Origin of the sequence: Providencia sp. PROV033, assembly GCF_028484855.1 — a bacterium.
In the GTDB taxonomy this organism is placed as follows: Bacteria; Pseudomonadota; Gammaproteobacteria; order Enterobacterales; family Enterobacteriaceae; genus Providencia; species Providencia alcalifaciens.
Genome location: NZ_JAMPSW010000006.1, coordinates 42,035 through 67,377 on the forward strand (window position 1 = coordinate 42,035; position 25,343 = coordinate 67,377).

Here is a 25,343-nt window from a genome sequence, read left to right on the forward strand (position 1 = left end):
TGACTATGGCTGAATCAAATGCCGCGCTATATCGTCAACTGCCAGCCATCGACAAGCTTTTGCAATTCGATGAGGCGCAAATATTGGTGGAAAAATCGGGTTTGCATTGGGTAACCGAATGTTTACGAGAAATGCAGGAACAAGCTCGAACGTCTATTGCACAAGACGGATGTTTACCAGATTGGCACCAGGATTGGTTAGCAGAGCTGTCTGTTCGCCATGATAGGCTGCAACAAAGCGCATTAAGAAACGTCTACAATTTGACAGGGACAGTGTTGCACACCAATTTAGGGCGTGCAGTGATGTCCAATGCTGCGATTCATGCAGTTTCGCAAGTCATGAGTTCACCCGTTACCCTAGAATATTCCCTTGATGGCGCAACGCGAGGGCATCGCGACCGCGCCATTGCTGACTTACTGTGTCAACTTACTGGTGCTGAAGATGCCTGTATTGTGAACAACAATGCGGCGGCTGTTTTACTGTTATTAGCGACGGTTGCCCCGCAGCGTGAGGTCATTGTTTCCCGTGGTGAGCTGGTGGAAATTGGGGGGGCATTCCGTGTCCCTGATGTGATGGCTCAAGCGGGATGCAAGTTAGTCGAGGTTGGTACGACTAACCGAACGCATTTACGGGATTATGAAAATGCGATTAATGACCAAACTGGGTTATTAATGAAAGTGCATACCAGTAACTACAGTATTGAAGGTTTTACTGCGGAAGTCGAAGGGGAAGCGCTGGCGGAATTAGGGCAAAAATACCAATTACCGACAGCGATTGATTTAGGCAGTGGTTCCATGATTGATATGACTGCCTATGGGCTACCCGCGGAGCCAATGCCACAAGCATATTTATCTCAAGGCATTGATTTGGTTTCCATCTCTGGAGACAAACTACTAGGAGGTCCTCAGGCGGGGATCATTCTTGGTAAGAAAAAATGGATTGACGCCATTCAAAAACACCCATTAAAACGTGCACTTCGCGTGGATAAAATGGTACTGGCAGCATTAGAAGCGACCCTGAAGCTCTATTTGACGCCGGAAAAATTAACTGCTGAACTTCCAACATTGCGCTGGTTAACGCGTTCTCAAGATACTATCAAACAGAGTGCCGACAATATTTTAGTGAAGCTACAAGCGTATTATGGCGACCGTTTTTTCGTGGAAGCGGAACCGTGTTTGTCGCAGATTGGTAGTGGTTCACTGCCCGTAGACCGATTACCGAGCTACGCCATTACGTTTGCTCCCCTTGATGGGAAAGGCGGCGGCTTAGAACGTCTTGCTAGCGATTGGCGTCAATTACCTCAACCCGTGATTGGTCGTTTAAAAGATGGCAAATTATGGTTAGACCTACGCTGTCTTGATGATGAACACGGATTAGTACAGGCTTTATTGTCATGATTTTTGCGACTGCGGGTCATGTTGACCATGGTAAAACATCCTTAATTCAAGCGCTGACAGGCGTTAATACGGCGCACTTGCCGGAAGAAAAAAAACGGGGAATGACCATTGATCTTGGCTATGCTTATTGGCCTCAGTCAGATGGGTGTTCAATCGGTTTTATTGACGTTCCTGGGCATGAAAAATTCCTCGCTAACATGTTGGCGGGTATTGGTGGTATTAACCACGCACTGTTAGTGGTCGCCTGTGATGATGGGGTGATGGCTCAAACCCTTGAGCACCTCGCTATTTTACGTCTTGCGGGCTGCCAAGCTATTACGGTTGTTTTAACGAAAGCCGACCGTGCTGATGCGCATCGCGTGGATGAAGTCACTCAACAAGTTCAATCAGAGCTGCGCCGTCAAGGTTGGTTAAATACTCCCCTCTTTATCACGTCAGCCAGTACAGGATTAGGTATTGATGAACTGCGCCAATACCTACAACAGCTGCATCAACAACAAGATGCTGATATCGATTTGCAACGACGTTTTCGTTTAGCGATTGACCGTATTTTCCATGTGAAAGGCGCGGGGATTGTGGTAACAGGAACGGCGCTGGCAGGCAAAGTGAGTGTAGGTGAGTCTTTATGGGTCACGGGGGCAGATACCCCGGTGCGTATTCGTGGGATCCATCGCCAAAACCAAATGGCCGAGTTTGCGCAAGCAGGAGACCGTGTTGCACTTAACTTAACCGGGAATATCGATAAAGAGTCGATCACCCGTGGTGATTGGTTACTTGCAGAACAGCCTGCGTTTATTGCATCTCGTGTGATTGTGGAGCTCGCGTGTGATGCCCCACTCAAGCATTGGCAGCCAGTGCACCTTTACCATGGTGCTAGCCATATTACAGGGCGAGTCTCCTTGCTCACAGAAGTGGGCGAAACGCCGATGTTGGCTGAGTTGATTTTAGATACACCACTGTGGCTGGTGGATAACGATCGCTTAATTATCCGTGATATCAGTGCACGACAAACGCTGGCGGGCGCTCGAGTTATCCGCTTAGTCTCTCCGCGTCGTGGTAAAAGACAGCCTGAATTTCTTGATTGGTTATCCCGCCTGTGTACAACGAATGATGAGCTTACACAGCTGAACTTACAGCTACCCAGCGGTGAGCTAAACTTAAACAACTACGGTTGGGCGCGTCAGCTCACCCAATTCGCATTAAATTCGCTATTGGAGCAAGTGGCAATTGTGCGTGTCGGGGATGTGGTGTTGTCTGAGTTTAAAGCGCAGGTTGCCAAAGATAAGCTTATCCAATCCCTTGAAAACTTTAATGAAGTTCATAGCGATCAGATTGGCGTTGGTAAAGCGCGTTTAAAACGCATGGCATTACCCACGATGGAAGAAAACTTGGTCTTCAAACTGATTAACGATTTGATTGCCGAGGGAACTATAAAACAGACTCGTGGTTGGCTGCATATGCCGCAACATGGGTTAGTGTTTGATGCGAAACAACAAGAGATTTGGCGACAAGTGGAAGGGCTGTTTTCTCATCCTGAAGCACGTTGGGTCCGTGATATTGCGGTAGAAACAGGTCATGATGAAGACACGATTCGCCGCGTTTTGAAAAAAGCAGCGCAAATGGGACTCATCATTGCGATTGTGAGAGACAGATACTATAGCAGTGAACAAATTCGTCAATTTGCGCAGATTATTTTGCGCTATTGTACTGAGCATGAGGTGATTTTTGCCGCTGATTTTCGTAATGAGCTCGGTATTGGGCGTAAGCTCGCCATCCAAATTTTAGAGTTTTTTGACAAGAGTGGTTTCACTCGACGTAAAGAGGATGGGCATTATTTACGAGACAAAGGCATTTTCGTTGAATAAATTGTCGTGTTATCGTCGTTATAATGTTGGCTGTTTTATTAACCCTGATATTTTTTGAATTGTGGAAATCAAATGAATAAAAAACTAATTGCGAGTATTTATCTGGCGCTGATTTTTATTGGCTCGCTATTTTTAGTCTTTGAAAAAAGTGGCGTTATCTACCCAGGTCTGATTTCCATTTGTGTTTATGCTGTCATTTTTGGCGCCCTATTTACGCTGACAGCACGCTGGCTTTTCTCTGCAGTTATCACAAGCACCCTGTTTATTATCATCAAAATGTTTAACCAGTTGAAAGTGCACTATTACAAAGAGCAACTTTTCTTCACGGACATTAATTTGATGACGGATACCTCTAACTTAGGGACATTAGGCCACTATTGGTTAGCGGGAGTGGCGGTTCTCGGATTATTTATTCTGCTTATCATCAATGGTGTGATCAGCTGGCGTCTGTCCACACCCTGCAAACGATGGATATCCCGAGTGGTGAGTGTGCTTATGATTGTTGTAGGGTATTTCGGTGCTGATTGGGCAAGTACGCATTACTTCGATAAATGGTCACAAACCTTACCTAAAGGGCGTGGTACAGTCACTAACTTGGTTATGTCTGCACAGAATGCAAAATATAAATCACCGCATTTTGTAGGCGATTCTAGCTATTTCGAACAAAAAGCCGCGAATATTTCTCTTGTGAATAACGTGCAAACCGAAAAGCCTGACATTGTATTGCTATTACAAGAATCTACAGTTAATCCAACAGTTTACGATTTGCCTGCGGGAACTAAATTGCCAGAATTATTTATGTTCCAGCAAGATGCTAATTTGGTTGCACACAGTCCGATGCGCGTACAAACCTTTGGCGGTGGTACGTGGTTATCCGAATTTTCGGCATTAACTGGATTAAATAGCGATGATTTTGGTGCACAAAAAAGTGGCGTGTTCTATTTTGTCGTTGACCATTTAAATAACAGCTTATTTAAAGAGATGAAAGCGAATGGCTATTATACGGTCGTACTGACGCCGTTTAATAAAGGGGCTTATCACTCTGGGCATGCATATGAAACCTTGGGGGTTGACCGAATTATTCAACCGCAGGAGTTGGGTTACCCTGGTAAGTTGCAAGATAATTTATGGACGATAAGCACGGAAGATATGCTGAAGTATGTGAAAGAAATTTTGGCACAAGAAACCGATAAACCGGTCTTTATTTTCTCTTTAACCATGTATGAACACGGGCCTTATAAAGAGGGACACAGTGATGATTATGGGATTAAAGATAAACTTGATAATAAAGATTCAGCCGGTGAGTTTAGTCACTATATGGAAAAAATTGTCCACTCAGATGATGCTATTCGTGATTTTGTTGCGTTTATGGAAAAACGTCAACGTCCACTTATGTTCCTCTATTTTGGGGATCATCAACCGGGTATCAGTTTAAATAAATACCAGTCTCCATTCTCTTCACCTGCGTATACAACGCAGTTCACCTTACGAGATAATCTGAAATCAGGCACTTCAATAAAGTCGGGCGAATTAACAGATATTTCATTCTTAGGTGGAATGTTATTGGAACGTGCAAATCTCAAAGTATCACCGTTTTATGAAGCCAATATTAAGATGCGCCATTTGTGTGACGGTAAACTAAATGACTGTGAAGATAAGCAGTTACTCGATGGTTACCGCCACTATGTTTATCATGTGCTGGGTGTCGCTAATAAAGATGAGGCTAAGTAGTTTATCTCTAATTAATGCTAGAATATTGATAAACCATCATTTAATAACGAAAGAAGATAACAAATATGAAATATTTGGTCACGGGAAGTGCTGGATTTATTGGTTTTAGATTGTGCCAAAGACTGTTAGAAAATGGGCATGAAGTTGTCGGTATCGACAACATGAACGCTTATTACGATCAGGGTTTGAAACAGTCTCGCCTGCATATTCTTGAACAATATCCGCAGTTCCGCTTTATTCCTCTTGATATCACAGACCGTGAAAAAGTGTTGGTGCTGTGTACGCAAGAGAATTTTGACCGCGTTATCCATCTTGCAGCACAGGCAGGGGTGCGTTACTCATTACAAAACCCCTTTGCCTATGCAGACAGTAATCTGAATGGGCACTTGGCGATTTTAGAAGGTTGCCGCCAAGCGAAAGTGAAGCATTTAGTGTATGCCTCTTCAAGTTCCGTGTATGGCGTGACAGATAAAATGCCATTTACGACTGACATGCCAACCGATCACCCTGTTTCATTGTATGCGGCAACCAAAAAAGCCAATGAGCTGATGGCGCATTCCTATTCACACTTGTATCAACTTCCGACAACGGGTTTACGCTTCTTCACTGTGTATGGTCCATGGGGGCGCCCAGATATGGCGCTGTTTAAATTCACCAAGGCTATCTTAGCGGGTGAGCCCATCGATGTTTATAATAATGGTAATCTGAGCCGTGATTTCACGTTCATTGATGATATTGTTGAAGGTGTTATTCGTATTTCAGATATAATCCCACAAGCAGATCCGCAAAATCATTCAGATTCGCCAGCGCAAAGCAGCGCTCCTTACCGCATTTATAATATTGGTAACGGACAGCCTGTGAAGCTGATCGATTTTATTTCGGCATTGGAAAAGGCATTAGGGAAAGAAGCCATTAAGAACTTCTTACCAATGCAAGCGGGTGATGTTTACACGACATGGGCAGACACTGAAGACTTATTTAATGTCACTGGTTATCGCCCACACGTTTCTATTGAGCAGGGTGTTCAGGCGTTTGTTGACTGGTATAAATCGTATTACCACCGCTAATACCGATCATCAATATCATCTACCACCTGTAATATCCGCAGAAGGATTTGAGAGGCAAGTTTGAAAATAGCAATCGCAGGGACCGGTTACGTCGGTCTGTCTAACGCCATGTTACTGTCACAACACCACGAAGTGGTGGCGGTCGATATCATCCCTGAAAAAGTGGCGATGCTGAACAATAAGCAATCCCCGATTATCGACACTGAAATCGAGCAGTTTTTAACGGAAAAACAGCTGAACTTCCGTGCGACCGAAGATAAAGTCGAAGCCTATACTGGCGCGCAATACGTGATTGTTGCCACCCCTACGGATTACGACCCAAAAACCAACTACTTCAACACCAATTCAGTCGAGTCCGTCATTCATGATGTGAACAAACTGAATCCAGACGCCACGATTATCGTGAAATCCACCATTCCAGTGGGCTTTACTGCGCGTCTGCGTGAAGAGTTTGGCTACACTAACGTGATTTTCTCCCCAGAATTCTTACGTGAAGGTCGCGCCCTGTGGGATAACCTGTACCCATCCCGTATTGTGGTGGGTGAGCGTTCTGAACGTGCGCAGATTTTTGCTGACTTGCTGTTAGAAGGCGCGATTAAGAAAGACGTCCCAGCACTGTTCACTGATGGTACTGAAGCGGAAGCCATCAAACTGTTTGCGAACACGTTCTTAGCGATGCGTGTCGCGTACTTCAATGAGTTAGACACCTACGCAGAAAGCCGTGGCTTAAATGCGCGCCAAATCATTGAAGGGGTTTCTTTAGACCCGCGTATCGGCAGCCATTACAATAACCCATCCTTTGGCTACGGTGGTTACTGCTTACCGAAAGATACGAAGCAGTTACTGGCAAACTACGACGATGTGCCAAATAACCTGATTAATGCGATTGTGGAATCTAACCGCACCCGTAAAGACTTTATCTCCGATGCGATTATCGCCAAAGCGCCACGTAAAGTGGGCGTATATCGCTTAGTGATGAAAGCGGGCTCTGATAATTTCCGTGCTTCGGCCGTTCAAGGCGTGATGAAACGCATTAAAGCGAAAGGGATTGAAGTGGTGGTTTACGAGCCGGTACTCAAAGAAGACGAATTCTTCCGCTCGAAAGTTATCCGTGATTTAGACGCGTTCAAAGCCGAATGTGACATTATTCTGGCAAACCGTATGGTGCCTGAACTGGGCGATGTGGCGGATAAAGTCTATACCCGTGACTTGTTTGGTAATGATTAAGATTAGCTGACGACTTACATAGTCAGCGGTTATTGATAATGAAGAATGCCCCACATGTTGGGGCATTTTTTTATTTTTTAAGTCTGAGTCGATAACTATTCGGACAGGTAGCTTTCCATTACCATTCCCCCCGCGCCTTGCGCGACAATTTCATAGGAATCATTCGCGGGATAAATTCTGGGCTTAATATTGGGAAAAATAGAGAGTTTCTGTTCAATGGACTTTTTGGTCATGTCGAAGAAGTGGTTTTTCGGGGTGAGGGTTCCGCCACAAACTACGACATCGGCTTGGGTTATTAACACCGCGTTGGCAATCGCAATTCCATAGTAATAAGCCGCTTCCTCAAGTGCTTCAAGGCACACTTCATCATTTTGAGCGAGAGCTTGGAAAATAGTGTGGTAGTTAATTTCAGCTTCGGATGTGACGAGTTGGTTAATGACTGATGGTTTGCCAAGTCGAAGATGCTGAATGACGCGTGATTTGATCGCCTGCAAAGAACTGTACTGTTTTAAACAGCCAAATGAGCCGCATTCACAGCGCTGCCCATTGATATCAATTGTGATGTGCCCAAAAGCTTGCGCTGTACTAATTGGTGTCGGAGCGTATTGGTTATTGATGATAGTTGAACTACGAATATCAGTATCACAGGTTGTGAATAGGAAACGTTGGCTATTCGCTGAATAACGTAACCGGTATTCTGCAAAAGCCGCAAAACTGATCCCACTCCCTAATAGAACGAAGCATGGAACACGCTGTGTAATATATTGATAAAGCTCTTGGATTCTTTCTTTATAGTGGGAATAAGGTACTTTATCGCGCTCTAAAATATGGTCAATGGCAATGCCAATCCCCAATATCTTCTGAGTATCCAATTGATGCTCAGCGAGGAGGTCATCAACGTTATCTAGCAAGTGGTCGAGCATATTTTCGGCAGTTTCAAGATGCTCGTACTTGATTTTAACCTTACCAATAATGTCTAGCTTCAGGTTTTGCAGGACAATCGTAGAGTAAATATCACTCATTTCAATACCCACAAGATAACCATCCGCAGGATTCACGCTGTACAGAATCGGTTTGCGTCCCCCCGTCGATTCTCCGAGCTCAGAGGTCGAGATCAATTGGCACTTACTGAGTTCATCAAGCAATCTGGCACAAGTAGCTGGCTTCATGTTGGCGAGGGACGTCAACATTTCCGCCCTGATTGGTCCGTGGTTGAGGATCAGTCGGTACAGCGTTTTGAGTTTTTGCGTTTTGGAATTTTTAGATGTGCGAAATTCATTCAATAAACGGTGTAACAAGTTCTCCCCCTCCTATTTATATTCGTGATGAACCAAGCCATGCTGGCTTTTATCAAGATTAACAGATTCACATGATGAGTACTTTAATAGATATCATGTTTATCAACATTTTCTCAAAATGAGATTAAGATCGCGGTTAGATTTTTTAATTACGTTATTATCCCAATCATATTCATTATTTGACTTGATTGCGGAGCGCATTATGCACAACACCAAAGATATCTTAGAAAGCTTGAGTTTTATCCAGTCTCGCACAGATGTAAAACCTACCGTTGGGATCATTTTAGGTTCAGGCTTAGGCCCATTTGCCGATACGTTAGAGAATGCGGTGCATATTCCTTATAGCGAGATCCCGCATTTTGCTAAATCTGAGGCGGTGGGTCACGCAAACGAATTAGTGATCGGAACGATAGCGGGCAAAAATGTCGTGGCGATGAAAGGTCGTTTCCATTACTACGAAGGTTTTTCGCTGGATCAAGTGACATTTCCTGTGCGTTTAATGAAAGCATTAGGCGTTGAAAAACTGATTATCACTAACGCATGCGGTGCCGTGAATACTGAGTTTAACCCAGGCGACCTGATGGTGATTACAGATCATATTAACCTGACAGCTAATAACCCATTGATGGGACCAAATAATCCTGAGCTAGGGGTGCGCTTCCTTGATGTTAGTGAAGTGTACAACAAAGAGCTACGCCAAACGATTTTCGATGTAGCAAAAGAGCAAGGCGTGTCTTTGCGTCAGGGGGTATATGCATGGTGGACGGGTCCAACCTATGAAACGCCAGCAGAAATTCGCATGATCAGAACCCTTGGTGCTGATGCAGTCGGTATGTCCACAGTACCTGAAGCACTAGTGGCGCACCATTCTCAGATTAAAACGGTGGGTATTTCCTGCCTGACAAACATGGCATGCGGCATTTTAGAACAACCACTGAGCCATGACGAAGTGATTGAGACCGCTGAAAAAGTGAAGGCGACCTTCTTAAAATTAGTGACTGGTGTCATCGAGCGCTTCTAACGTCAAGTTACTTAATCTCAAATTAATAGAAAGACAGTGCGGGAACGGTTTTCCTTTAGGGCGTTATCGTCAAGCTGAGAATGTCACCCGCCAAACTTACTTCAAACGGAGCCTAGTATGAATATTAAGTCTCGTTTAAAGGTCATGCTTTTTCTGCAATATTTTGTTTGGGGAAGTTGGCTGGTGACATTAGGTGCCTACATGATGAAAACTCTGAGTTTTTCAGGGGCTGAAGTCGGTATGGTCTATAGCTCTAAGGGGGTTGCCGCTATTTTAATGCCCGGTTTAATTGGCATTATTGCGGATAAATATATTCCCGCAAATCGGTTGTATATGATTTGTCATGTGATTTGCGCAGGTTCTCTATTTTATGCCGCGACAGTCACGGATTCTTCCGTCATGTTCTGGGTGATGTTAATCAATGCCATGGCATTTATGCCAACCATTGCGCTGTCTAACACCATCAGCTACTCCTCGTTGAGCCAATATCAGCTAGATTCTGTCGCGAATTTCCCACCAATCCGTGTGTTTGGGACAGTTGGATTTATTGCGGCGATGTGGAGCATCAGCCTATTAAAATTTGAACTCAGTAGCATGCAGCTGTATGTGGCAGGTTGTTGTTCATTACTGTTAGCCATGTATTCTTTCACATTGCCAAAAATGGCAGTCAATAAGCAGGCGATCACCACTAGCTGGATGAGCAAGCTTGGGCTAGATGCATTAGTCCTGTTTAAAAAGCCGATTATGGCGGTCTTTTTCCTGTTTGCGATGTTGCTGGGCGCAGTGCTGCAAATTACCAATACTTTTGGTAGCCCGTTTCTGCATGATTTTGCACGTAACCCACTGTATCAAGACAGTTTAATTGTGCAATACCCATCAATTCTATTATCTGTATCCCAAATGGCAGAAGTGGCGTTCATTCTCGCTATTCCATTCTTCTTGAAACGGTATGGCATAAAAACCGTCATGTTGCTCAGTATGCTAGCGTGGACATTACGATTTGGTTTCTTCGCATTTGGCGACCCATCGACGATTGGTTTGATGTTCTTAATCATGTCGATGATTGTGTATGGTTGCGCATTCGATTTCTTTAATATCTCCGGTTCTATTTTTATTGAGCAGGAAGTTGACCATCGAATGCGTGCCAGTGCCCAAGGTCTGTTCATGACGATGGTTAATGGGGTTGGCGCATACTTTGGCGCGATATTGAGTGGGTTGGTCGTCGATTACTTTAGTGTGGATGGGGTGAAGGATTGGCAATCAATTTGGCTGGTATTCTCGTCTTATACGGTCATTTTAGCGGTGATTTTCTATTTCTCATTTCACTATAAGCATCAGCGAGAAAAACCGTTGCTGGTCGCTAAAGCGAACTAACGGTTGAGTTTGATTGAATAAAAAAAGCCAGCGAATATGCTGGCTTTAAATTGTTCTAAAAAGTGATAAATCTATTCATTGATCCAGTGACTCAAATGTACGTAGTGACTGGACTCAGAGGGACCCCATTGGGTACAGATTCAATTGGCGCGCCCCAATAAATCGATCGAATAATGTTCAGTTTGAGATCTTTGTAAGGGTTCCCTTTGCCACTGCTTTTGTGCTAATACTGTTAGCCATCGACCTGATGATTGCAGGATTTGATATAGACAATATCACCTGCCATTAGCAGAACATTGCAGTTCAATCTTTTTTGAATGGTTTATTATGTTATTAAATGACGAGAAAATAGGGAAAAATCAGTTTAAAGGGACGAGCATCAAAGATGCAGTGTTTTCAAACTGTGATTTTTCAGGCGCTGATTTGACGGATACCGAGTTTCTCAATTGTAGGTTCTATGATAGAGATACTCAAAAAGCGTGCCGTTTTAACCGTTCAATTTTAAAAGATGCCAGCTTTAAAAATTGTGATTTATCCATGGTAGATTTTAGGCATTCACAGGCTCTTGGATTAGAAATCCGAGAGTGTCTTGCTCAAGGAGCTGATTTTCGTGGTGTCAGTTTTATGAATTTGATTACGGCGAAAACATGGTTTTGCTCTGCATATATCACAAAATCGAATCTGAGTTATGCGAATTTTTCTGGGGTTATCTTAGAGAAATGTGAGCTGTGGGAGAATCGCTGGCACGAAACAACGGTTATAGGATCAGTTTTTAGGAATTCAGATCTTTCAGGTGGAGAATTTTCTTCATTTAATTGGAGTGATGCAGATTTTACGGGTTGTGATTTAACGAATTCACAGCTTGGGGCTTTAGATATTAGACGAGTGGATTTTAGTGGCGTTAAGTTAAACGAAGATCAAATCTTTCATTTAATCGATAGTCTCGGCATTATCGTTGTAAGTAACAGTTAATGTAGCTTTATCTCGGTGATGCACCTTAACGGCACACGCTGGCAATGCGTTATTGTGCTTCACTCTGCTATGTACGAAGAGTAAAAAGCCAGCGAATTCATTGAATAAGCTGGCTTTGAAGTTATTCTGAAAAGTGAAATTTATTCGATATTTTGAATTTGCTCGCGCATTTGCTCGATCAGCACTTTCAGCTCAACAGCGGAATTAGTCACTTCGCTATTGATAGACTTAGAGGCCAGGGTATTTGACTCACGGTTAAACTCTTGCATCATGAAATCAAGGCGGCGACCGCTTGCTTCTTTCTTCTTCAGAATATTACGCGTTTCTTTAACGTGAGCTTCTAGTCTGTCTAATTCTTCAGCCACATCGACACGTTGTGCCAATAAAATCAGCTCTTGTTCTAAACGATTGTTTTCTAATTGGATACCCGCTTCGTCTAATTTACTTTGCAGACGTTCACGCTGCCACTGTAGGATTTCTGGCATATGTTGGCGAACTTTGGCAACTTCGACTAAAACGCCATCTAAACGCTGCTCAATGAGACTATGCAGTGCAGCACCTTCGGCTTCACGGCTCTGAATAAAGGCATCGATGGTTTCATCTAAACCCGCCATCAGCTGTTCACTGATAGCATCTAAATCTTGTTCACCCGCAGACATCACGCCAGGCCAACGTAAAATTTCTAATGGGTTAATTTCACCTTCGTGGCTGTAATTTTTCACCCAGTTAGCAGCGCTAATCAGTTGACGAGCAAGATCTTCATTCAGAAGTAATTCGCCACGTTGCGCACCATCTAATTCAAAACGCAGGTTACATTCGACTTTACCACGCGTTAATCGGGAACGAAGACGCTCACGGATAACTGGCTCTAGACTACGGAATTGTTCAGGTAAACGGATATAGGTTTCTAAATAACGCTGGTTTACGGAACGCAGCTCCCAAGCCGCATTCCCCCATTCACCCTTGATATCACGGCGGGCAAAAGCAGTCATACTACGGATCATAATTCGTTCCTATCATTCATTAAGATAACAGGATTATAGCGCTATGACGGATGACAGGATAGGCATTATCCGATTAACAACGTATAATACGTGCCAATTTGAGTTGATAACGGAGATAACACCATGCGCCCAGCAGGTAGATTAGCAGATCAGATGCGTCCTATAAAAATTACGCGTAATTATACAAAGCACGCAGAAGGCTCTGTTCTTATTGAGTTTGGCGACACGAAGGTGTTATGTAATGCAACGGTTGAGGAAGGCGTTCCGCGTTTTCTAAAAGGTCAGGGGCAAGGTTGGATAACCGCAGAATATGGCATGTTACCTCGTGCAACCAATTCTCGTAATCAACGTGAAGCGGCAAAGGGTAAACAAACAGGTCGTACGATGGAAATTCAACGACTGATCGCCCGTTCATTACGTGCTGCGGTCGACCTGAAAAAACTCGGAGAGTACACCATTACCTTAGACTGTGATGTTATCCAAGCGGATGGTGGTACACGTACTGCATCTATTTCAGGAGCTTGTGTCGCATTAGTCGATGCCCTGAATAATATGGTTGCTCAAGGTAAATTAGCGAAAAGCCCACTGAAATCTATGGTTGCAGCGGTATCGGTTGGTATCGTAGGGCAAGAAGGCTTATGTGATCTTGAGTATGTGGAAGATTCCGCCGCAGAAACCGATATGAACGTGGTGATGATGGAGGATGGTCGCATGATTGAGGTACAAGGTACCGCAGAAGGTGAGCCGTTCAGCCATGAAGAGTTACTCGAACTACTCGCCCTCGCGAAGACGGGGTTAGACACCATTTTCGAAGCTCAGCGAGAAGCGCTGAAATAGATTTATGATTGAATAGGCGGCTGAAAAGTCGCCTTTTTTATGTCCGCTGTTTATTGATTAAGTTGCTTACTGATAAAGATAAACCGCGAAAGTAGTTCTAATAAAAAAGACCAATATTAATTAATGAGGAGAATGACCAATGAAAGCCTATCAGCGCGATTTTATTGAACTTGCCATGAAAAAACAGGTACTAAAATTTGGTGAGTTTACGCTGAAATCAGGTCGTAAAAGCCCCTATTTCTTTAACGCGGGGCTATTTAATACAGGGCGTGACTTGGCTCTTGTGGGTCGTTTTTATGCACAAGCATTAAAAGAGAGTGCGATTGAGTGTGATGTGATTTTCGGTCCTGCTTATAAAGGGATCCCTATTGCAACAACAACGGCAGTGGCGTTAGCAGAACATCACGATATCGATATGCCATATTGTTTTAATCGTAAGGAAGCGAAAGATCATGGGGAAGGCGGCACATTAGTGGGTAGTCCATTACAGGGGCGCGTTGTGGTTGTTGATGATGTTATTACCGCTGGCACGGCAATTCGTGAGTCGATGGAAATTATCAAACAACAAGAAGCCACCTTAAATGGTGTGTTGCTGTGCTTGGATCGTCAAGAAAAAGGGAAAGGGGAAATTTCTGCGGTGCAGGAAGTCGAGCGTGATTATGGGTGTAAAGTGTATTCGATCATCACAATGAGCGATTTAATCACGTATTTAACCGAAAAAGAAGGTATGCAACAGCATCTTGCTGCGATGAAAGCATATCGTGAGCAGTATGGTATTTAATTGAAAAAAAGCCCTCGCCCAATAACGGGCGGGGTGAGTAGTATAAATAAGTGGTTATTGTAGCTGAGCCAAAATTAAAGGCCAGCGAGCTTCAAATTCTACCGTTGGACGGTAACGAAACTCAGAACGTACAAAGCGCGACAGCATACCTTCACAGAAGGCTAATAGTTGAGAAGCTAATAATGATTCATCATGGATAAAACCATGCCCATCACGGATTTTTTTCTCTTTTAGGACTTGTCGCAGCTGCGATTCTATACGTTCGAATAATTGGTTAATGCGCCCTTGCAGTCTATCTTGCTCGAACATTAGCGCATGCCCTGTCATTATACGCGTTAATCCAGGGTTTTTCTCTGAGAAACCTAAAATTAGCGCTAAAACCAATTTAATTCGGACAAGTGTATCTTTTTCATCCGCTAAAATCAGATTGATGCGTGAAACGAGTGAATCTTCAATAAACTCAATTAGGCTGTCGAACATCTTCATTTTACTTGGAAAATGACGATATAACGCCGCTTCTGAAACACCCACCGCTGCCGCGAGTTTTGCCGTTGTAATACGCTGGCTGCCGTCGCTACTTTCTAACATTAACGCAAGAGCCTGTAAAATCTCATCACGTCTGTTACGTTTTTGTATTGTATTCTCTGCCATGTCTGATAAGACCCCTGCTAAAACAGCAAGACAAACTATCCAAAATTTCGCTCTGAGTAAAGTCACCCTCAGAATAAAACAGGTTTAAAATATGTAGAGATTATAACCAAATCTAAACAGCTCACGAGATAAAAAATACCGTAATGATTGTTTTTATTCACAAATATAGGCGTTTTTAGAACGCCTATATTCGGTATTTCAGCGTGAATTGGTTCGACTTATTGACGACCAGAGTGTCCGAAACCACCTTCACCACGCTCTGTCGCATCAAAATCATCCACAATATTAAATTGTGCCTGAACAACAGGAACGAATACCATTTGTGCCATACGTTCACCTGGTTCAACGGTGAATGCTTTGTCACTACGGTTCCATACTGACACCATTAACTGACCTTGGTAGTCGGAGTCGATTAAACCCACTAAATTTCCCAGAACAACACCATGCTTATGACCCAGCCCTGAACGTGGCAGGATCACGGCAGCAAGTTGCTCATCAGCGATATGGATAGCCAAACCCGTCGGGATCAATTCAGTTTGACCCGGTGCTAAATCGATAGGTGCATCAAGGCATGCACGTAAATCTAAACCCGCAGAGCCAGTGGTTGCGTAAGTTGGCAGTGGAAACTCGTTCCCAATACGGGGATCAAGAATTTTCAGATCGATTTTTTTCATAACGTTGAAGTATCTCATCAAGTAAATGGTGGCTTAATTCAATTTTACTACAGTGTGGCAATCGAACATCACCGAAAGCATCAAACAGATGTAATGCGTTGTTATCACTATTAAAACCATTATCTGCTAGGGAAACGTCATTGGCACAAATTAAATCAAGTTGCTTTTGTTGGCGTTTTTGTCGTGCATACTCATCGACATTTTGGGTCTCTGCAGCGAAACCAACCACATAAGGTCGATTTTGCGTCAACTTCCCGACACTCGCCACAATATCAGGGTTTTTTACAAGAGTAATGGAGACTTCATTACCTTGTTTTTTAATTTTATTTTCAGCAACGGTTTTGGCGCGGTAATCGGCTACGGCCGCACAGCCAATAAAGATATCTTGCTGATTAATCGATTGGTGCACTTGCTCATACATCTCAAGAGCACTGATAACATTAATTCGATTTACACCACTTGGTGTTGCAAGGTTAACGGGACCTGCAACCAGAGTGACTTTTGCACCGCGAGCACTTGCCGCTTGTGCGATGGCAAAACCCATTTTTCCAGAGCTATGATTACTAATAAAACGCACAGGATCTAAATCTTCACGGGTTGGGCCTGCCGTGACCATGATTGAAATCCCTTGTAGATCTAAATGTGGCTGGAAATGCTGACTTGCCAATTTCACAATAGCGAGTGGGTCTATCATGCGTCCAGGACCTACGTCACCACATGCTTGGCTACCTTCGTCGGGTCCCCATATCATAAACTGGCGTTGTTGCAGTCTGATTAAATTATCTTGGGTTGCCGCTGCGCGGTACATTTGTTGGTTCATTGCGGGAACGACCGCAATAGGGGCAGATGATGCAAGGCAAACCGTTGTGAGTAAATCATTCGCCATACCCGCACTGAGTCTCGCGATTAAGTCCGCAGTGGCTGGCGCTAAAATAATTATATCAGCCCATTTTGCCAATTCAATGTGACCCATTGCAGCTTCAGCAGCGGGGTCTAGCAAATCGTCAGCGACTGGATAACCGGATACCGCTTGCAAAGTAAGAGGCGTAATAAACGCTTTTGCCGCAGGTGTCATCACAACACGTACAGATGCCCCTTCATCACGCAGCCGGCGAGTGAGTTCTGGAATTTTATACGCGGCTATTCCACCACTAATACCGAGAACAATTCGCTTACCTAATAATGAGTTAACTGAAGTTTGTTGAGTCATGGTCTCTGTCCGATTTGGTCAACATGGGGGGCATCTTACCATATCAATGAGCTTGGTGAGAGAGCCGATTTTGTATCCCGATGCTATTTTTGCGAAGCGCTACGCAAAGGACAGCTGAGACGATTGGCGTTTGCGGATTCGTTAGCTAAAAAGAAAGCAACGACGCGAAAGGAGGTTGGTCGATGCATGAATACACGGAGCTTTTACCGCGAGAAAAAATGCTCGCATACGGCGCTGCTTCATTATCAGATATAGAGCTATTAGCCATTTTCTTACGTACAGGAACACGGGGTGAATCTGTTTTACAACTTGCTGAACGGTTACTTTATGAGTTTGGTTCACTCTATTTATTAGTGCAAGCCGACTATAAGAAGTTAATTGAATGCAAAGGTGTGGGAAATTGTAAATTGACGCAATTGCAAGCTGCGAGTGAATTGGCGAAGCGCTGTTTTTCAATGCAAGTGTTGTGCACGGATATCATGAATAACCCTAACGCGCTGAAATCTAAGCTACTTGAGTTATTCTCAGGGCAGGAGCGTGAGGTGTTTATAGTGCTATTTCTCAATAACCAACATCAGGTTATTTGCCATGAAGAAATGTTTAAAGGGACGATCAATCGTGTTGAAGTTCATCCGCGAGAAATTCTTCGGTTTGCAATGAGAATGAATGCGAGTGCGATAGTGCTTGCCCATAATCATCCATCGGGTAATCCGGAACCCAGCATGGCAGATAAGTATGTGACTGAGCAAATTCAAGGTGCTTGCGACGTGATGGGGATTAAATTACTCGATCATTTTGTCGTTGGACACAAATCTTGTATCTCATTTGCTGAGCGCGGATGGCTGTAAAATCATTTTTTTGACTAAAAAATGACAACTTTTGCTGTGTTGGGCTTGAGTGAAAACGATTGAAAGCGTATACTACGCCACCTTTAAGGATCTCGGGTTTGACGAGAAGAGCCTATCTCAGTAAATTTTTTTGCTAAGATAAATACATTTTGTTGATCACTTAAAAGTTTGCTGAGATGGGCTCCTAAGCCTGACGAGGCAGTCAAGCCCAGAACAAAAAAGCTCGAGCTGATTAGATTTTTGGAGAATAGACATGTCACGAGTCTGCCAAGTTACCGGCAAGCGTCCAATGAGCGGTAACAACCGTTCACACGCATTAAACGCGACCAAACGTCGTTTTTTGCCAAACCTGCACTCTCACCGTTTCTGGGTTGAGTCTGAGAAACGTTTCGTAACACTGCGTGTATCTGCTAAAGGTATGCGTGTTATCGATAAAAAGGGTATTGATGCTGTTCTTGCTGAACTGCGTACCCGCGGTGAGAAGTACTAAGGAGCTAAAAAATGGCTAAAGGTATTCGCGAGAAAATCAAGCTGGTTTCTTCTGAAGGTACAGGTCACTTCTATACCACTACGAAGAACAAGCGCACAATGCCAGAAAAACTGGAACTGAAAAAATTCGATCCAGTTGTTCGTAAGCATGTGATCTACAAAGAAGCAAAAATCAAATAATTTTGTTTCTGCGTACGAAGAACCCAGCTTAGGCTGGGTTTTTTTTTGCCAAAAATTAGCGATAAAATGGCTATCCATTGGGATATTGATTAAAAGCTATAACCGTTAATCTGAACGTAGTAACATATTCAGTATTCATGGAATTAATAACGCATTTTATTGTCAAATATCCATATCAATTTATCTATAGACCTGATTAAGAGCGCCTGGTGAAAAAACAGTACAAAAAAATTCTTGTGATCAAGATGCGATTTCATGGTGACATGCTACTGACGACGCCTGTTATCAGCTCATTGAAGCAAAATTATCCTGATGCTCAGATTGATGTTTTACTTTATCAGGACACAATTCCTATCTTATCGGAAAACCAAGAAATCCATACGCTATATGGTATGAAAGGTAAAAAAAGTGGCGGGCTCAGTAAAGCCTGTAACTTTTTAAGCTTACTGTTTAAATTACGTCGTAATCAGTATGACTTGGTCGTTAACCTTGCTGATCAGTGGATGGTTTCACTACTGGTTCGCGCGATTCCCGCTACAACGAAAATTTCCCATGATTTTGGGCATCGCGATTCAAAATTTTGGCGAAATAGCTTCACGCATCTGACTCCTCCTGAAGGGGAGCATGTTGTTTTAAATAATCTTTCTGTATTAAAGCCGTTAGGAATCCAAGAATTTAACACAGACCTAACCATGTCTTATACGGAAGAAGATTGGAAAAAAATTGACCAACGCTTGCTCGATCTTGGGGTACACAGTAGCTACGTAGTGATTCAGCCTACAGCTCGGCAAATCTTTAAATGTTGGGATAATGAAAAATTCTCGGCGGTGATTGATGCATTGCAGTCTCGTGGATATCAAGTTGTACTCACGTCAGGCCCAAGCAAAGAAGACCTAGCGTGCGTGAATGAAATAGCCAACAATTGCCAAACGAAGCCAACAACTGAGTTGGCGGGTAAAACATCATTTCCTGAATTAGGGGCATTAATTGCTCATGCCGCACTTTTTATTGGCGTTGATTCTGCGCCGATGCATATTGCAGCAGCAGTGAAAACGCCAATTGTTTGCTTGTTTGGGGCGACAAACCATGTTTTCTGGCGTCCATGGAGTGACAATGTGGTGAAATTCTGGGCTGGCGACTACGAAAAAATGCCGCCAAGAGATGAGTTGGATCGCAATAAAAAATACCTTTCGGTGATCCCAGCTTGTGATGTGATTGATGCAACAGAAAAAATGCTACCGATGAATATGCGTTCAATGATGGGAAGGTATTAGTATGGTATTGGCATTCTGTCTGTATAAATATTTCCCATTCGGTGGGTTACAACGGGACTTTTTACGTATTGCGACAGCGTGCCAAGCTCGCGGGCATCACATTCGCGTTTATACCCAATCATGGGAAGGCGAAAGACCGGAACAGTTTGAAATTGTTATTGTTCCTGTTAGCTCAGGCACTAACCATGGTCGGAATCGGCAATATTATGAGTGGGTGATGGCAGATCTGAAGCAACATCCTGCAGATAGGATTGTTGGTTTTAATAAAATGCCGGGGTTAGATGTTTATTTTGCTGCGGATGTTTGTTACGCGCAAAAAGTCGCGGAAGAGAAAGGGTTTTTCTATAAGCTGACTCCACGTTATAAACATTACGCTGCGTTTGAAAAAGCGGTCTTCCAAAAAGGTCAGCCAACCCAGCTAATGATGCTTACCCCTCATCAAATTGCTCATTTTAAAAAGCATTATGGTACTGAAACTGAACGTTTTCATATGCTTCCCCCAGGCATTGCCATTGACCGAAAATATGACCAGCAAATTGCTGATGCGAAGCGTATTTATCGAGAAAAAAATCAAATACCTGATTCCGCTTTTTTATTGCTTCAAGTGGGATCCGATTTTAAGCGTAAAGGGGTTGATAGAACCCTTAAAGCAATGGCTGCACTGCCCGAAACCATCAGAAATAACACATTATTAATGGTCGTTGGACAAGATAAACCTGCTAAGTATCAGAAACTCGCGGAAAGCTTAGGGATTGCAAAACAAGTGTCATTTTTTAGCGGACGCAATGATATCGCTGAGTTAATGGCAGCTGCTGATTTATTAATGCATCCAGCTTATCAAGAAGCGGCAGGAATCGTACTTCTTGAGGCCATTGTGGCTGGATTACCGATTATTGTGACCGAAGTATGTGGTTATGCATCATTTATCAATAAAGCGCAATGTGGCGTAGTGATAGCGGAGCCGTTCGAACAGTCTATTTTAAATCAGTCACTATGCGATAGTTTGCAAGATACTCAGAAACTGGTTCAATGGGCAAACAATGCAAAATATTATTCAGATACAGAAGATCTGTATAGTTTACCGGAAAAAGCGGCCGATATTATTTTAGGATGCTCGAATGGTTGAGTTAAAAGCACCTTTTAACGAATTATGGAAAGATAAAGACCCGTTTGCTGAGACAGACAAACTGGATGGTGAAGTTTTTCGTGCATTAGAAACACGTCGAACGTTACGTTTTCAGCTCGATGATAAAAGCTATTTTATTAAGATCCACTACGGTACGACACTAAAAGAAGTTTTGAAGAATTTATTTTCATTCCGTTTACCTGTGTTAGGTGCAGACCGTGAGTGGAATGCTATTCATCGATTAACTGAAGCCGGCGTTGATACAATGAACGGGCGAGCTTTCGGGCAAAAAGGTTGGAATCCACTTCGCCGTCATTCATTTATTATCACTGAAGATTTAACGCCGACAGTGAGCTTAGAAGATTACTGCGCTAATTGGGTCACTCAACCGCCTAAATTCAAAACTAAGCAAATGTTGATCCAGCGAGTCGCTGAAATGGTACGTAAGATGCATAGCATCGGTATTAACCATCGCGACTGCTATATCTGCCATTTCTTACTGCATTTACCGTTTACGGAAAATCAGCAAGATTTAAAAATTTCAGTCATTGATTTACATCGTGCACAGTTAAGGTCTTCAGTCCCTACCCGTTGGCGAAATAAGGATTTGATTGGGCTATACTTTTCTTCATTAGAAATCGGTTTGACGCAGCGCGATATTTTCAGATTTATGAAGATTTATTTTGATCTGCCGTTAAAAGAGATACTAACTAAAGAATCTAGTTTGATGGCTGAAGCAAAAAGTAAGGCAAAGCGAATTAAAGAAAGAACTGAAAAACGCGGCTTGTAATTAAAATTCGGTATGGAACATAGGCATGGTAATTAATTTTGATGGTATGGTAAAAAAAACAATTCCGATTGGAAATATCGAGATAGATGATTCGTCATGCCAGCATGTTGCATATGGGATTGATCATAATTTTTTGTATGGTAGCGGCGTCTCGATTGTATCTTTATTGATGCATAATCCACACATTCAGTTTGCATTTCATATCTTTATTGATAATTCAATGAGTGACGAAGATATCGCTAAATTTGCTGAAATTTGTCACTTATATAATACAAAAATTACGATTTATTTTATTGATTCAAATAACGTTAAAAAGCTACCTACGACCAAAAACTGGACTCATGCTATCTATTTTAGATTTATTATCGCAGAATATTTTAAGGATAAAATAGATTATTTACTTTATCTCGATGCAGATGTGGTCTGTAACCGTAATATCGATGAGCTCCTAAGCCATAACTTATTGGGTTATATTGCGGCGGTTGTTCCTGAGCGAGATAAGGCCTGGTGGCAAAAAAGAGCCGATTCATTAGGTTTCCCATCTGTATCGAAAGGCTATTTTAATAGCGGCGTCATGTATATAAATCTACGGACGTGGAAAACGAACAATGTAACAGAAAAATCGATGGCGTTACTGATGGATAACGAGGTTAGCCATAGACTGGTTTATCCTGACCAAGACGTGCTAAATATCTTATTAACGGATAGTGTATTATTTATTAGTTCTATTTTTAATACTCAATTTAGCTTGAACTACGAGTTAAAAAAGAGTTTTGATTTTCCCGTAAAACGAACTACTGTATTTATTCATTATGTGGGCCCAACAAAACCGTGGCATGAGTGGGCTAATTATGAGACAGCACAACCATTTTTAGAGGCGAGGGCTGTCTCTCCATGGCGAAATGTACCATTGCTTAAAGCAAAAAGCAGCAATCATCTACGGTATTGTGCAAAGCATAATATTAATCAAAGAAAGTATTTTTTTGCTTTCAAAAATTATATGGCATATTTTTTTAGTAAAATATAAGTAGGTATTTACGTGAACTTAATAAAAGAAAAAATCGAGTTGGGAGCACAAAATGGTGCTGCTGAACTAAATATTGCCTATGGTGTAGATAAAGGATTTTTATTTGGTTCTGGTTTATCTATGAACTCAATTATTATTAATAATTCAGATATCAAGCTAAAATTCCATCTATTTACTGATTATATGAATGATGAATTTTTATCTAAATTAGAAAAATTAACATTAAATGAGAATGTTAATATCGATATTTACATCATTAATGCGGATGAACTAAAAAAACTACCAATATCTCATGTTTGGTCTTACGCGACCTATTTCAGATTCTTTATTTTTGATCATTTATGTGAAACATTATCATCTATTTTATATTTGGATGCAGATGTCTTTTGTAAAGGCAGCTTGAGAAAATATATAGATATTGCTTTTAATGGAGAGTATGCAGCCGTTATTCCGGATGTACCAAACATGCAGATTTCTTGTGTTGACCGCCTTTCTATGCCTCAGCTAAAAGATAAATATTTTAATGCTGGCGTTATTTTTCTGAATCTAAAAGTTTGGGATAAAAATAAATTCACTAAGCAGGCATTTAACCTGATTACGAATAACCACACAGGAAAGACATTAAAATATTTAGATCAAGATGCGTTAAATATCATATTTAATTGCCAGAATATTTATCTGCCAAGAGATTATAATTGCATTTATACTCTAAAGAATGAATTAGAACATGAGAATTATAAAGACTATATTACATCAGAAACTAAATTAATTCATTATACAGGGGCGACCAAACCTTGGCACTATTGGGCGGTCAATTACCCAGCAAGCCAAACGTTTAAAGTCGCTTTTGAAACATCACCTTGGAAAAATGATGAATTAGTTGATGCAAAGAAAAAACCAGAGTATCAAGAGAGATATAAACATGAATTTAATCAGAAGAAGTTTTTAACTGGAATTTCTAGTTTGATTAAATATAAAAAGTTTAAATAAAAATTAACGGTGGTGATTATTAATCACCACCGCATAAGAATTATTTTTCTCTAATATCAATAGCTTGGTCACTGTCTAAGTTTTTTAGCTTAGAATACTTATTATATAGCCCATAATCAGTGATATCATCTTTAGGTGTAAATAAACTATGGTTTGAATCAACTTTACTATTATTAATGCCTAGCCAATTAGCGAGTCCATCTACAAATAGTAAGCCAGATTTAAAATTTTTCACCATTATTCTTTCTTTATCATCAGATGATATTTTAATCAATGGGATTTCGAGAACTTTTGCTGTAGAGTTGCTTAAATTCATTCGAATTTCATTGTTAACTTCGCTATGAGATAGGCCATGATCAGAAAAATAAAGAATAGAAAAAGTACGTTTATCTCTTTTTTCTTGTTCACCTAACAAATTATAAATTTTCTCGATGATTTCATCTGTCTTTTGAATGCTCGTTACATAGCAGGAAACATTATTATATTTTTCATCTTTCGTAATGTATTGATTACCATAATCTTCAATTCTTGCACAGGCGTCAGGGTGTGAGCCGTAAAGATGAACAACAAATAATCTTTTTTGTTTTTCCGCTATCTTGGAATTGAGTTCTTTTTTGAACATATCAATGAGTTCAAAATCACTTGCATTACTTGAGTTATACGCCCCAATTTTGATAAATTTTTTCGTATCACTGCGAGATGCAATAAAACTAATTGGAGTATCGTATTCACCGATAAACCCTTGGTTAGATAACCAATATGTTTTTATTCCAGCGGATTTAGCGAGGTCGATAAAATTTAACCCATAGTTAGGTTGCCAATCAGTTTTATTAGCGGAGGTTAACATTAAACGTAATGAGGATATGGTATTGGTACCACCTGCAGTTAATCCTTCAACAATGGTTCCATTTACTTTAGATAAAAATGGCGTGTTGTTTATTGGGTAACCATAAATTCCCATATAATCACGTCGGACGCTTTCCCCGATAATCAAAACATAGTCATCATACTGAGTATTGTTATTTTTTAGCTCAGACTGACCCCATTCACTCTTTTTTGTCAAATCGCTTAATGAATTCACTTCATCTTTCAGATTGACAAAAGATTGATAGCTTTCATTGAAAAATTGAAATGGAGATTGGTTGATTAGGGCAATAATCACGAGGCAAATCATTAAGGTCTTATTTTTATATAGGTTAATTTTTTTTATTGTAATTATTTTTTTAAAGGCAATGAACCCAGCAATAATTACTAAACTAGATAAATAGTTTTTAATCGGAATTTGAGTGAAAAATTCCTGTGTTTCTAGAGCATCTGTGGCAATTAATGATGCTAAATATTGATAGGTTGGAATACCAAATGTTAACCCTATTGGAGTATATATAACATAGGCTATGGTAAATATAGATCCCAAATACCAATAGGCTTTTTTAGATGAGCTTAAAATAATAAAAAATAAACAAATTAGCGTTATTTCGCGGACACTAGGATGTGCAATACCAGCTCCTTT

24 protein-coding genes are annotated in these 25,343 nt (G+C 41.6%); 18 read left to right on the forward strand and 6 right to left on the reverse strand.

Features of this window, described 5'->3' with window-relative positions:
• Positions 1-5 precede the first annotated feature (5 nt).
• From selA to PSF16_RS02580, 5 genes are all read left to right on the forward strand, one after another.
• Positions 6-1,397: an L-seryl-tRNA(Sec) selenium transferase gene (gene selA / locus PSF16_RS02560; RefSeq protein ID WP_036978804.1), complete on the forward strand. Its 1,392-nt coding sequence runs from the start codon at positions 6-8 to the stop codon at positions 1,395-1,397.
• Complete coding sequence (selB, locus tag PSF16_RS02565) at positions 1,394-3,262, forward strand: selenocysteine-specific translation elongation factor (RefSeq protein WP_036978803.1); 1,869 nt, start codon at positions 1,394-1,396, stop codon at positions 3,260-3,262. Before selA ends, selB begins: the two co-directional genes overlap by 4 nt.
• Before the next feature lie 72 nt (positions 3,263-3,334).
• Positions 3,335-4,993, forward strand: a complete 1,659-nt coding sequence (locus tag PSF16_RS02570) for an LTA synthase family protein (RefSeq protein ID WP_036966992.1) — start codon at positions 3,335-3,337, stop codon at positions 4,991-4,993.
• A 65-nt stretch (positions 4,994-5,058) separates the two neighbouring features.
• Entirely contained in the window at positions 5,059-6,060 is a 1,002-nt protein-coding gene (locus tag PSF16_RS02575) for an NAD-dependent epimerase (RefSeq protein ID WP_006660596.1), read from the forward strand.
• 60 nt (positions 6,061-6,120) lie between these two features.
• Complete coding sequence (locus tag PSF16_RS02580; protein ID WP_272688724.1) at positions 6,121-7,287, forward strand: nucleotide sugar dehydrogenase; 1,167 nt, start codon at positions 6,121-6,123, stop codon at positions 7,285-7,287.
• Between the two features lie 95 nt (positions 7,288-7,382).
• On the opposite strand, the gene PSF16_RS02585 is transcribed toward PSF16_RS02580, so the two are convergent.
• Positions 7,383-8,585: an ROK family protein gene (locus PSF16_RS02585; protein WP_006663236.1), complete on the reverse strand. Its 1,203-nt coding sequence runs from the start codon at positions 8,583-8,585 to the stop codon at positions 7,383-7,385.
• A 202-nt stretch (positions 8,586-8,787) separates the two neighbouring features.
• Here PSF16_RS02585 and PSF16_RS02590 point away from each other — a divergent pair, with 202 nt between their 5' ends.
• The 3 genes from PSF16_RS02590 (at position 8,788) to PSF16_RS02600 (ending at position 11,952) form a co-directional block, all read left to right on the forward strand.
• The gene (locus PSF16_RS02590) at positions 8,788-9,606 is read left to right on the forward strand and encodes a purine-nucleoside phosphorylase (protein ID WP_006660593.1); all 819 of its coding nucleotides are present in this window, start codon (positions 8,788-8,790) and stop codon (positions 9,604-9,606) included.
• Positions 9,607-9,723: 117 nt separating this feature from the next.
• Positions 9,724-10,980, forward strand: coding sequence for a nucleoside permease (locus PSF16_RS02595; protein ID WP_006660592.1), 1,257 nt, complete (start codon positions 9,724-9,726; stop codon positions 10,978-10,980).
• 327 nt (positions 10,981-11,307) lie between these two features.
• Positions 11,308-11,952, forward strand: a complete 645-nt coding sequence (locus PSF16_RS02600) for a Qnr family pentapeptide repeat protein (RefSeq protein ID WP_036962528.1) — start codon at positions 11,308-11,310, stop codon at positions 11,950-11,952.
• A gap of 140 nt (positions 11,953-12,092) precedes the next feature.
• Here the strand turns inward: PSF16_RS02600 and PSF16_RS02605 are convergent, their stop codons facing one another.
• Entirely contained in the window at positions 12,093-12,956 is an 864-nt protein-coding gene (locus PSF16_RS02605) for a YicC/YloC family endoribonuclease (protein ID WP_006663234.1), read from the reverse strand.
• Positions 12,957-13,079: 123 nt separating this feature from the next.
• Between PSF16_RS02605 and rph the strand changes: the two genes are divergently transcribed.
• Positions 13,080-13,793 carry a ribonuclease PH gene (rph, locus tag PSF16_RS02610; protein WP_006660589.1) on the forward strand — a complete coding sequence of 238 codons (714 nt, stop codon included), beginning with the start codon at positions 13,080-13,082 and terminating at the stop codon, positions 13,791-13,793.
• Positions 13,794-13,932: 139 nt separating this feature from the next.
• Entirely contained in the window at positions 13,933-14,574 is a 642-nt protein-coding gene (pyrE, locus tag PSF16_RS02615) for an orotate phosphoribosyltransferase (RefSeq protein WP_006660588.1), read from the forward strand.
• A gap of 54 nt (positions 14,575-14,628) precedes the next feature.
• Here the strand turns inward: pyrE and slmA are convergent, their stop codons facing one another.
• The 3 genes from slmA to coaBC all read right to left on the reverse strand — a co-directional run bounded on the left by slmA (position 14,629) and on the right by coaBC (position 17,109).
• Positions 14,629-15,225, reverse strand: coding sequence for a nucleoid occlusion factor SlmA (gene slmA, locus PSF16_RS02620; protein ID WP_006663233.1), 597 nt, complete (start codon positions 15,223-15,225; stop codon positions 14,629-14,631).
• 218 nt (positions 15,226-15,443) lie between these two features.
• A complete protein-coding gene (gene dut, locus PSF16_RS02625; RefSeq protein WP_181665331.1) occupies positions 15,444-15,917 on the reverse strand; it encodes a dUTP diphosphatase in 474 nt (157 codons plus the stop codon).
• Positions 15,871-17,109, reverse strand: coding sequence for a bifunctional phosphopantothenoylcysteine decarboxylase/phosphopantothenate--cysteine ligase CoaBC (gene coaBC, locus PSF16_RS02630; protein WP_272688725.1), 1,239 nt, complete (start codon positions 17,107-17,109; stop codon positions 15,871-15,873). Before coaBC ends, dut begins: the two co-directional genes overlap by 47 nt.
• A 182-nt stretch (positions 17,110-17,291) precedes the next feature.
• On the opposite strand from coaBC, the gene radC reads away from it, so the two are divergent.
• The 8 genes from radC to PSF16_RS02670 all read left to right on the forward strand — a co-directional run bounded on the left by radC (position 17,292) and on the right by PSF16_RS02670 (position 23,833).
• On the forward strand, positions 17,292-17,957 hold the full coding sequence (gene radC, locus PSF16_RS02635; protein WP_006660584.1) for a RadC family protein: 666 nt from the start codon (positions 17,292-17,294) through the stop codon (positions 17,955-17,957).
• A 253-nt stretch (positions 17,958-18,210) separates the two neighbouring features.
• Entirely contained in the window at positions 18,211-18,447 is a 237-nt protein-coding gene (gene rpmB / locus PSF16_RS02640) for a 50S ribosomal protein L28 (protein ID WP_004265123.1), read from the forward strand.
• Between the two features lie 11 nt (positions 18,448-18,458).
• Positions 18,459-18,626, forward strand: coding sequence for a 50S ribosomal protein L33 (gene rpmG / locus PSF16_RS02645; RefSeq protein ID WP_004265124.1), 168 nt, complete (start codon positions 18,459-18,461; stop codon positions 18,624-18,626).
• 209 nt (positions 18,627-18,835) lie between these two features.
• Positions 18,836-19,900, forward strand: coding sequence for a lipopolysaccharide core heptosyltransferase RfaQ (rfaQ, locus tag PSF16_RS02650; protein WP_036962530.1), 1,065 nt, complete (start codon positions 18,836-18,838; stop codon positions 19,898-19,900).
• 1 nt (position 19,901) lies between these two features.
• Positions 19,902-21,026 (forward strand): glycosyltransferase family 4 protein, encoded by a 1,125-nt coding sequence (locus PSF16_RS02655; RefSeq protein ID WP_154630946.1) that lies wholly within the window; start codon positions 19,902-19,904, stop codon positions 21,024-21,026.
• The gene (rfaP, locus tag PSF16_RS02660) at positions 21,019-21,816 is read left to right on the forward strand and encodes a lipopolysaccharide core heptose(I) kinase RfaP (protein ID WP_006663230.1); all 798 of its coding nucleotides are present in this window, start codon (positions 21,019-21,021) and stop codon (positions 21,814-21,816) included. Before PSF16_RS02655 ends, rfaP begins: the two co-directional genes overlap by 8 nt.
• A gap of 25 nt (positions 21,817-21,841) precedes the next feature.
• Positions 21,842-22,843: a glycosyltransferase gene (locus PSF16_RS02665; protein ID WP_006663229.1), complete on the forward strand. Its 1,002-nt coding sequence runs from the start codon at positions 21,842-21,844 to the stop codon at positions 22,841-22,843.
• 12 nt (positions 22,844-22,855) lie between these two features.
• The gene (locus tag PSF16_RS02670) at positions 22,856-23,833 is read left to right on the forward strand and encodes a glycosyltransferase family 8 protein (RefSeq protein ID WP_006663228.1); all 978 of its coding nucleotides are present in this window, start codon (positions 22,856-22,858) and stop codon (positions 23,831-23,833) included.
• A gap of 40 nt (positions 23,834-23,873) precedes the next feature.
• On the opposite strand, the gene PSF16_RS02675 is transcribed toward PSF16_RS02670, so the two are convergent.
• A partial coding sequence (locus PSF16_RS02675) for a phosphoethanolamine transferase (RefSeq protein WP_272688726.1) occupies positions 23,874-25,343 on the reverse strand: 1,470 nt, incomplete at its 5' end.

What these genes read in the sequence shown, in the direction of transcription:
- rph (WP_006660589.1), top strand. Translation starts at nt 13,080, where the DNA reads ATGCGCCCAGCAGGTAGATTAGCAGATCAGATGCGTCCTATAAAAATT.
- PSF16_RS02570 (WP_036966992.1), top strand. Translation starts at nt 3,335, where the DNA reads ATGAATAAAAAACTAATTGCGAGTATTTATCTGGCGCTGATTTTTATT.
- PSF16_RS02605 (WP_006663234.1), bottom strand. Translation starts at nt 12,956, where the DNA reads ATGATCCGTAGTATGACTGCTTTTGCCCGCCGTGATATCAAGGGTGAA.
- PSF16_RS02575 (WP_006660596.1), top strand. Translation starts at nt 5,059, where the DNA reads ATGAAATATTTGGTCACGGGAAGTGCTGGATTTATTGGTTTTAGATTG.
- rpmB (WP_004265123.1), top strand. Translation starts at nt 18,211, where the DNA reads ATGTCACGAGTCTGCCAAGTTACCGGCAAGCGTCCAATGAGCGGTAAC.
- PSF16_RS02665 (WP_006663229.1), top strand. Translation starts at nt 21,842, where the DNA reads ATGGTAATTAATTTTGATGGTATGGTAAAAAAAACAATTCCGATTGGA.
- PSF16_RS02600 (WP_036962528.1), top strand. Translation starts at nt 11,308, where the DNA reads ATGTTATTAAATGACGAGAAAATAGGGAAAAATCAGTTTAAAGGGACG.
- coaBC (WP_272688725.1), bottom strand. Translation starts at nt 17,109, where the DNA reads ATGACTCAACAAACTTCAGTTAACTCATTATTAGGTAAGCGAATTGTT.
- dut (WP_181665331.1), bottom strand. Translation starts at nt 15,917, where the DNA reads ATGAGATACTTCAACGTTATGAAAAAAATCGATCTGAAAATTCTTGAT.
- PSF16_RS02595 (WP_006660592.1), top strand. Translation starts at nt 9,724, where the DNA reads ATGAATATTAAGTCTCGTTTAAAGGTCATGCTTTTTCTGCAATATTTT.
- radC (WP_006660584.1), top strand. Translation starts at nt 17,292, where the DNA reads ATGCATGAATACACGGAGCTTTTACCGCGAGAAAAAATGCTCGCATAC.
- pyrE (WP_006660588.1), top strand. Translation starts at nt 13,933, where the DNA reads ATGAAAGCCTATCAGCGCGATTTTATTGAACTTGCCATGAAAAAACAG.
- rfaP (WP_006663230.1), top strand. Translation starts at nt 21,019, where the DNA reads ATGGTTGAGTTAAAAGCACCTTTTAACGAATTATGGAAAGATAAAGAC.
- slmA (WP_006663233.1), bottom strand. Translation starts at nt 15,225, where the DNA reads ATGGCAGAGAATACAATACAAAAACGTAACAGACGTGATGAGATTTTA.
- rpmG (WP_004265124.1), top strand. Translation starts at nt 18,459, where the DNA reads ATGGCTAAAGGTATTCGCGAGAAAATCAAGCTGGTTTCTTCTGAAGGT.
- PSF16_RS02655 (WP_154630946.1), top strand. Translation starts at nt 19,902, where the DNA reads ATGGTATTGGCATTCTGTCTGTATAAATATTTCCCATTCGGTGGGTTA.
- PSF16_RS02590 (WP_006660593.1), top strand. Translation starts at nt 8,788, where the DNA reads ATGCACAACACCAAAGATATCTTAGAAAGCTTGAGTTTTATCCAGTCT.
- selA (WP_036978804.1), top strand. Translation starts at nt 6, where the DNA reads ATGGCTGAATCAAATGCCGCGCTATATCGTCAACTGCCAGCCATCGAC.
- selB (WP_036978803.1), top strand. Translation starts at nt 1,394, where the DNA reads ATGATTTTTGCGACTGCGGGTCATGTTGACCATGGTAAAACATCCTTA.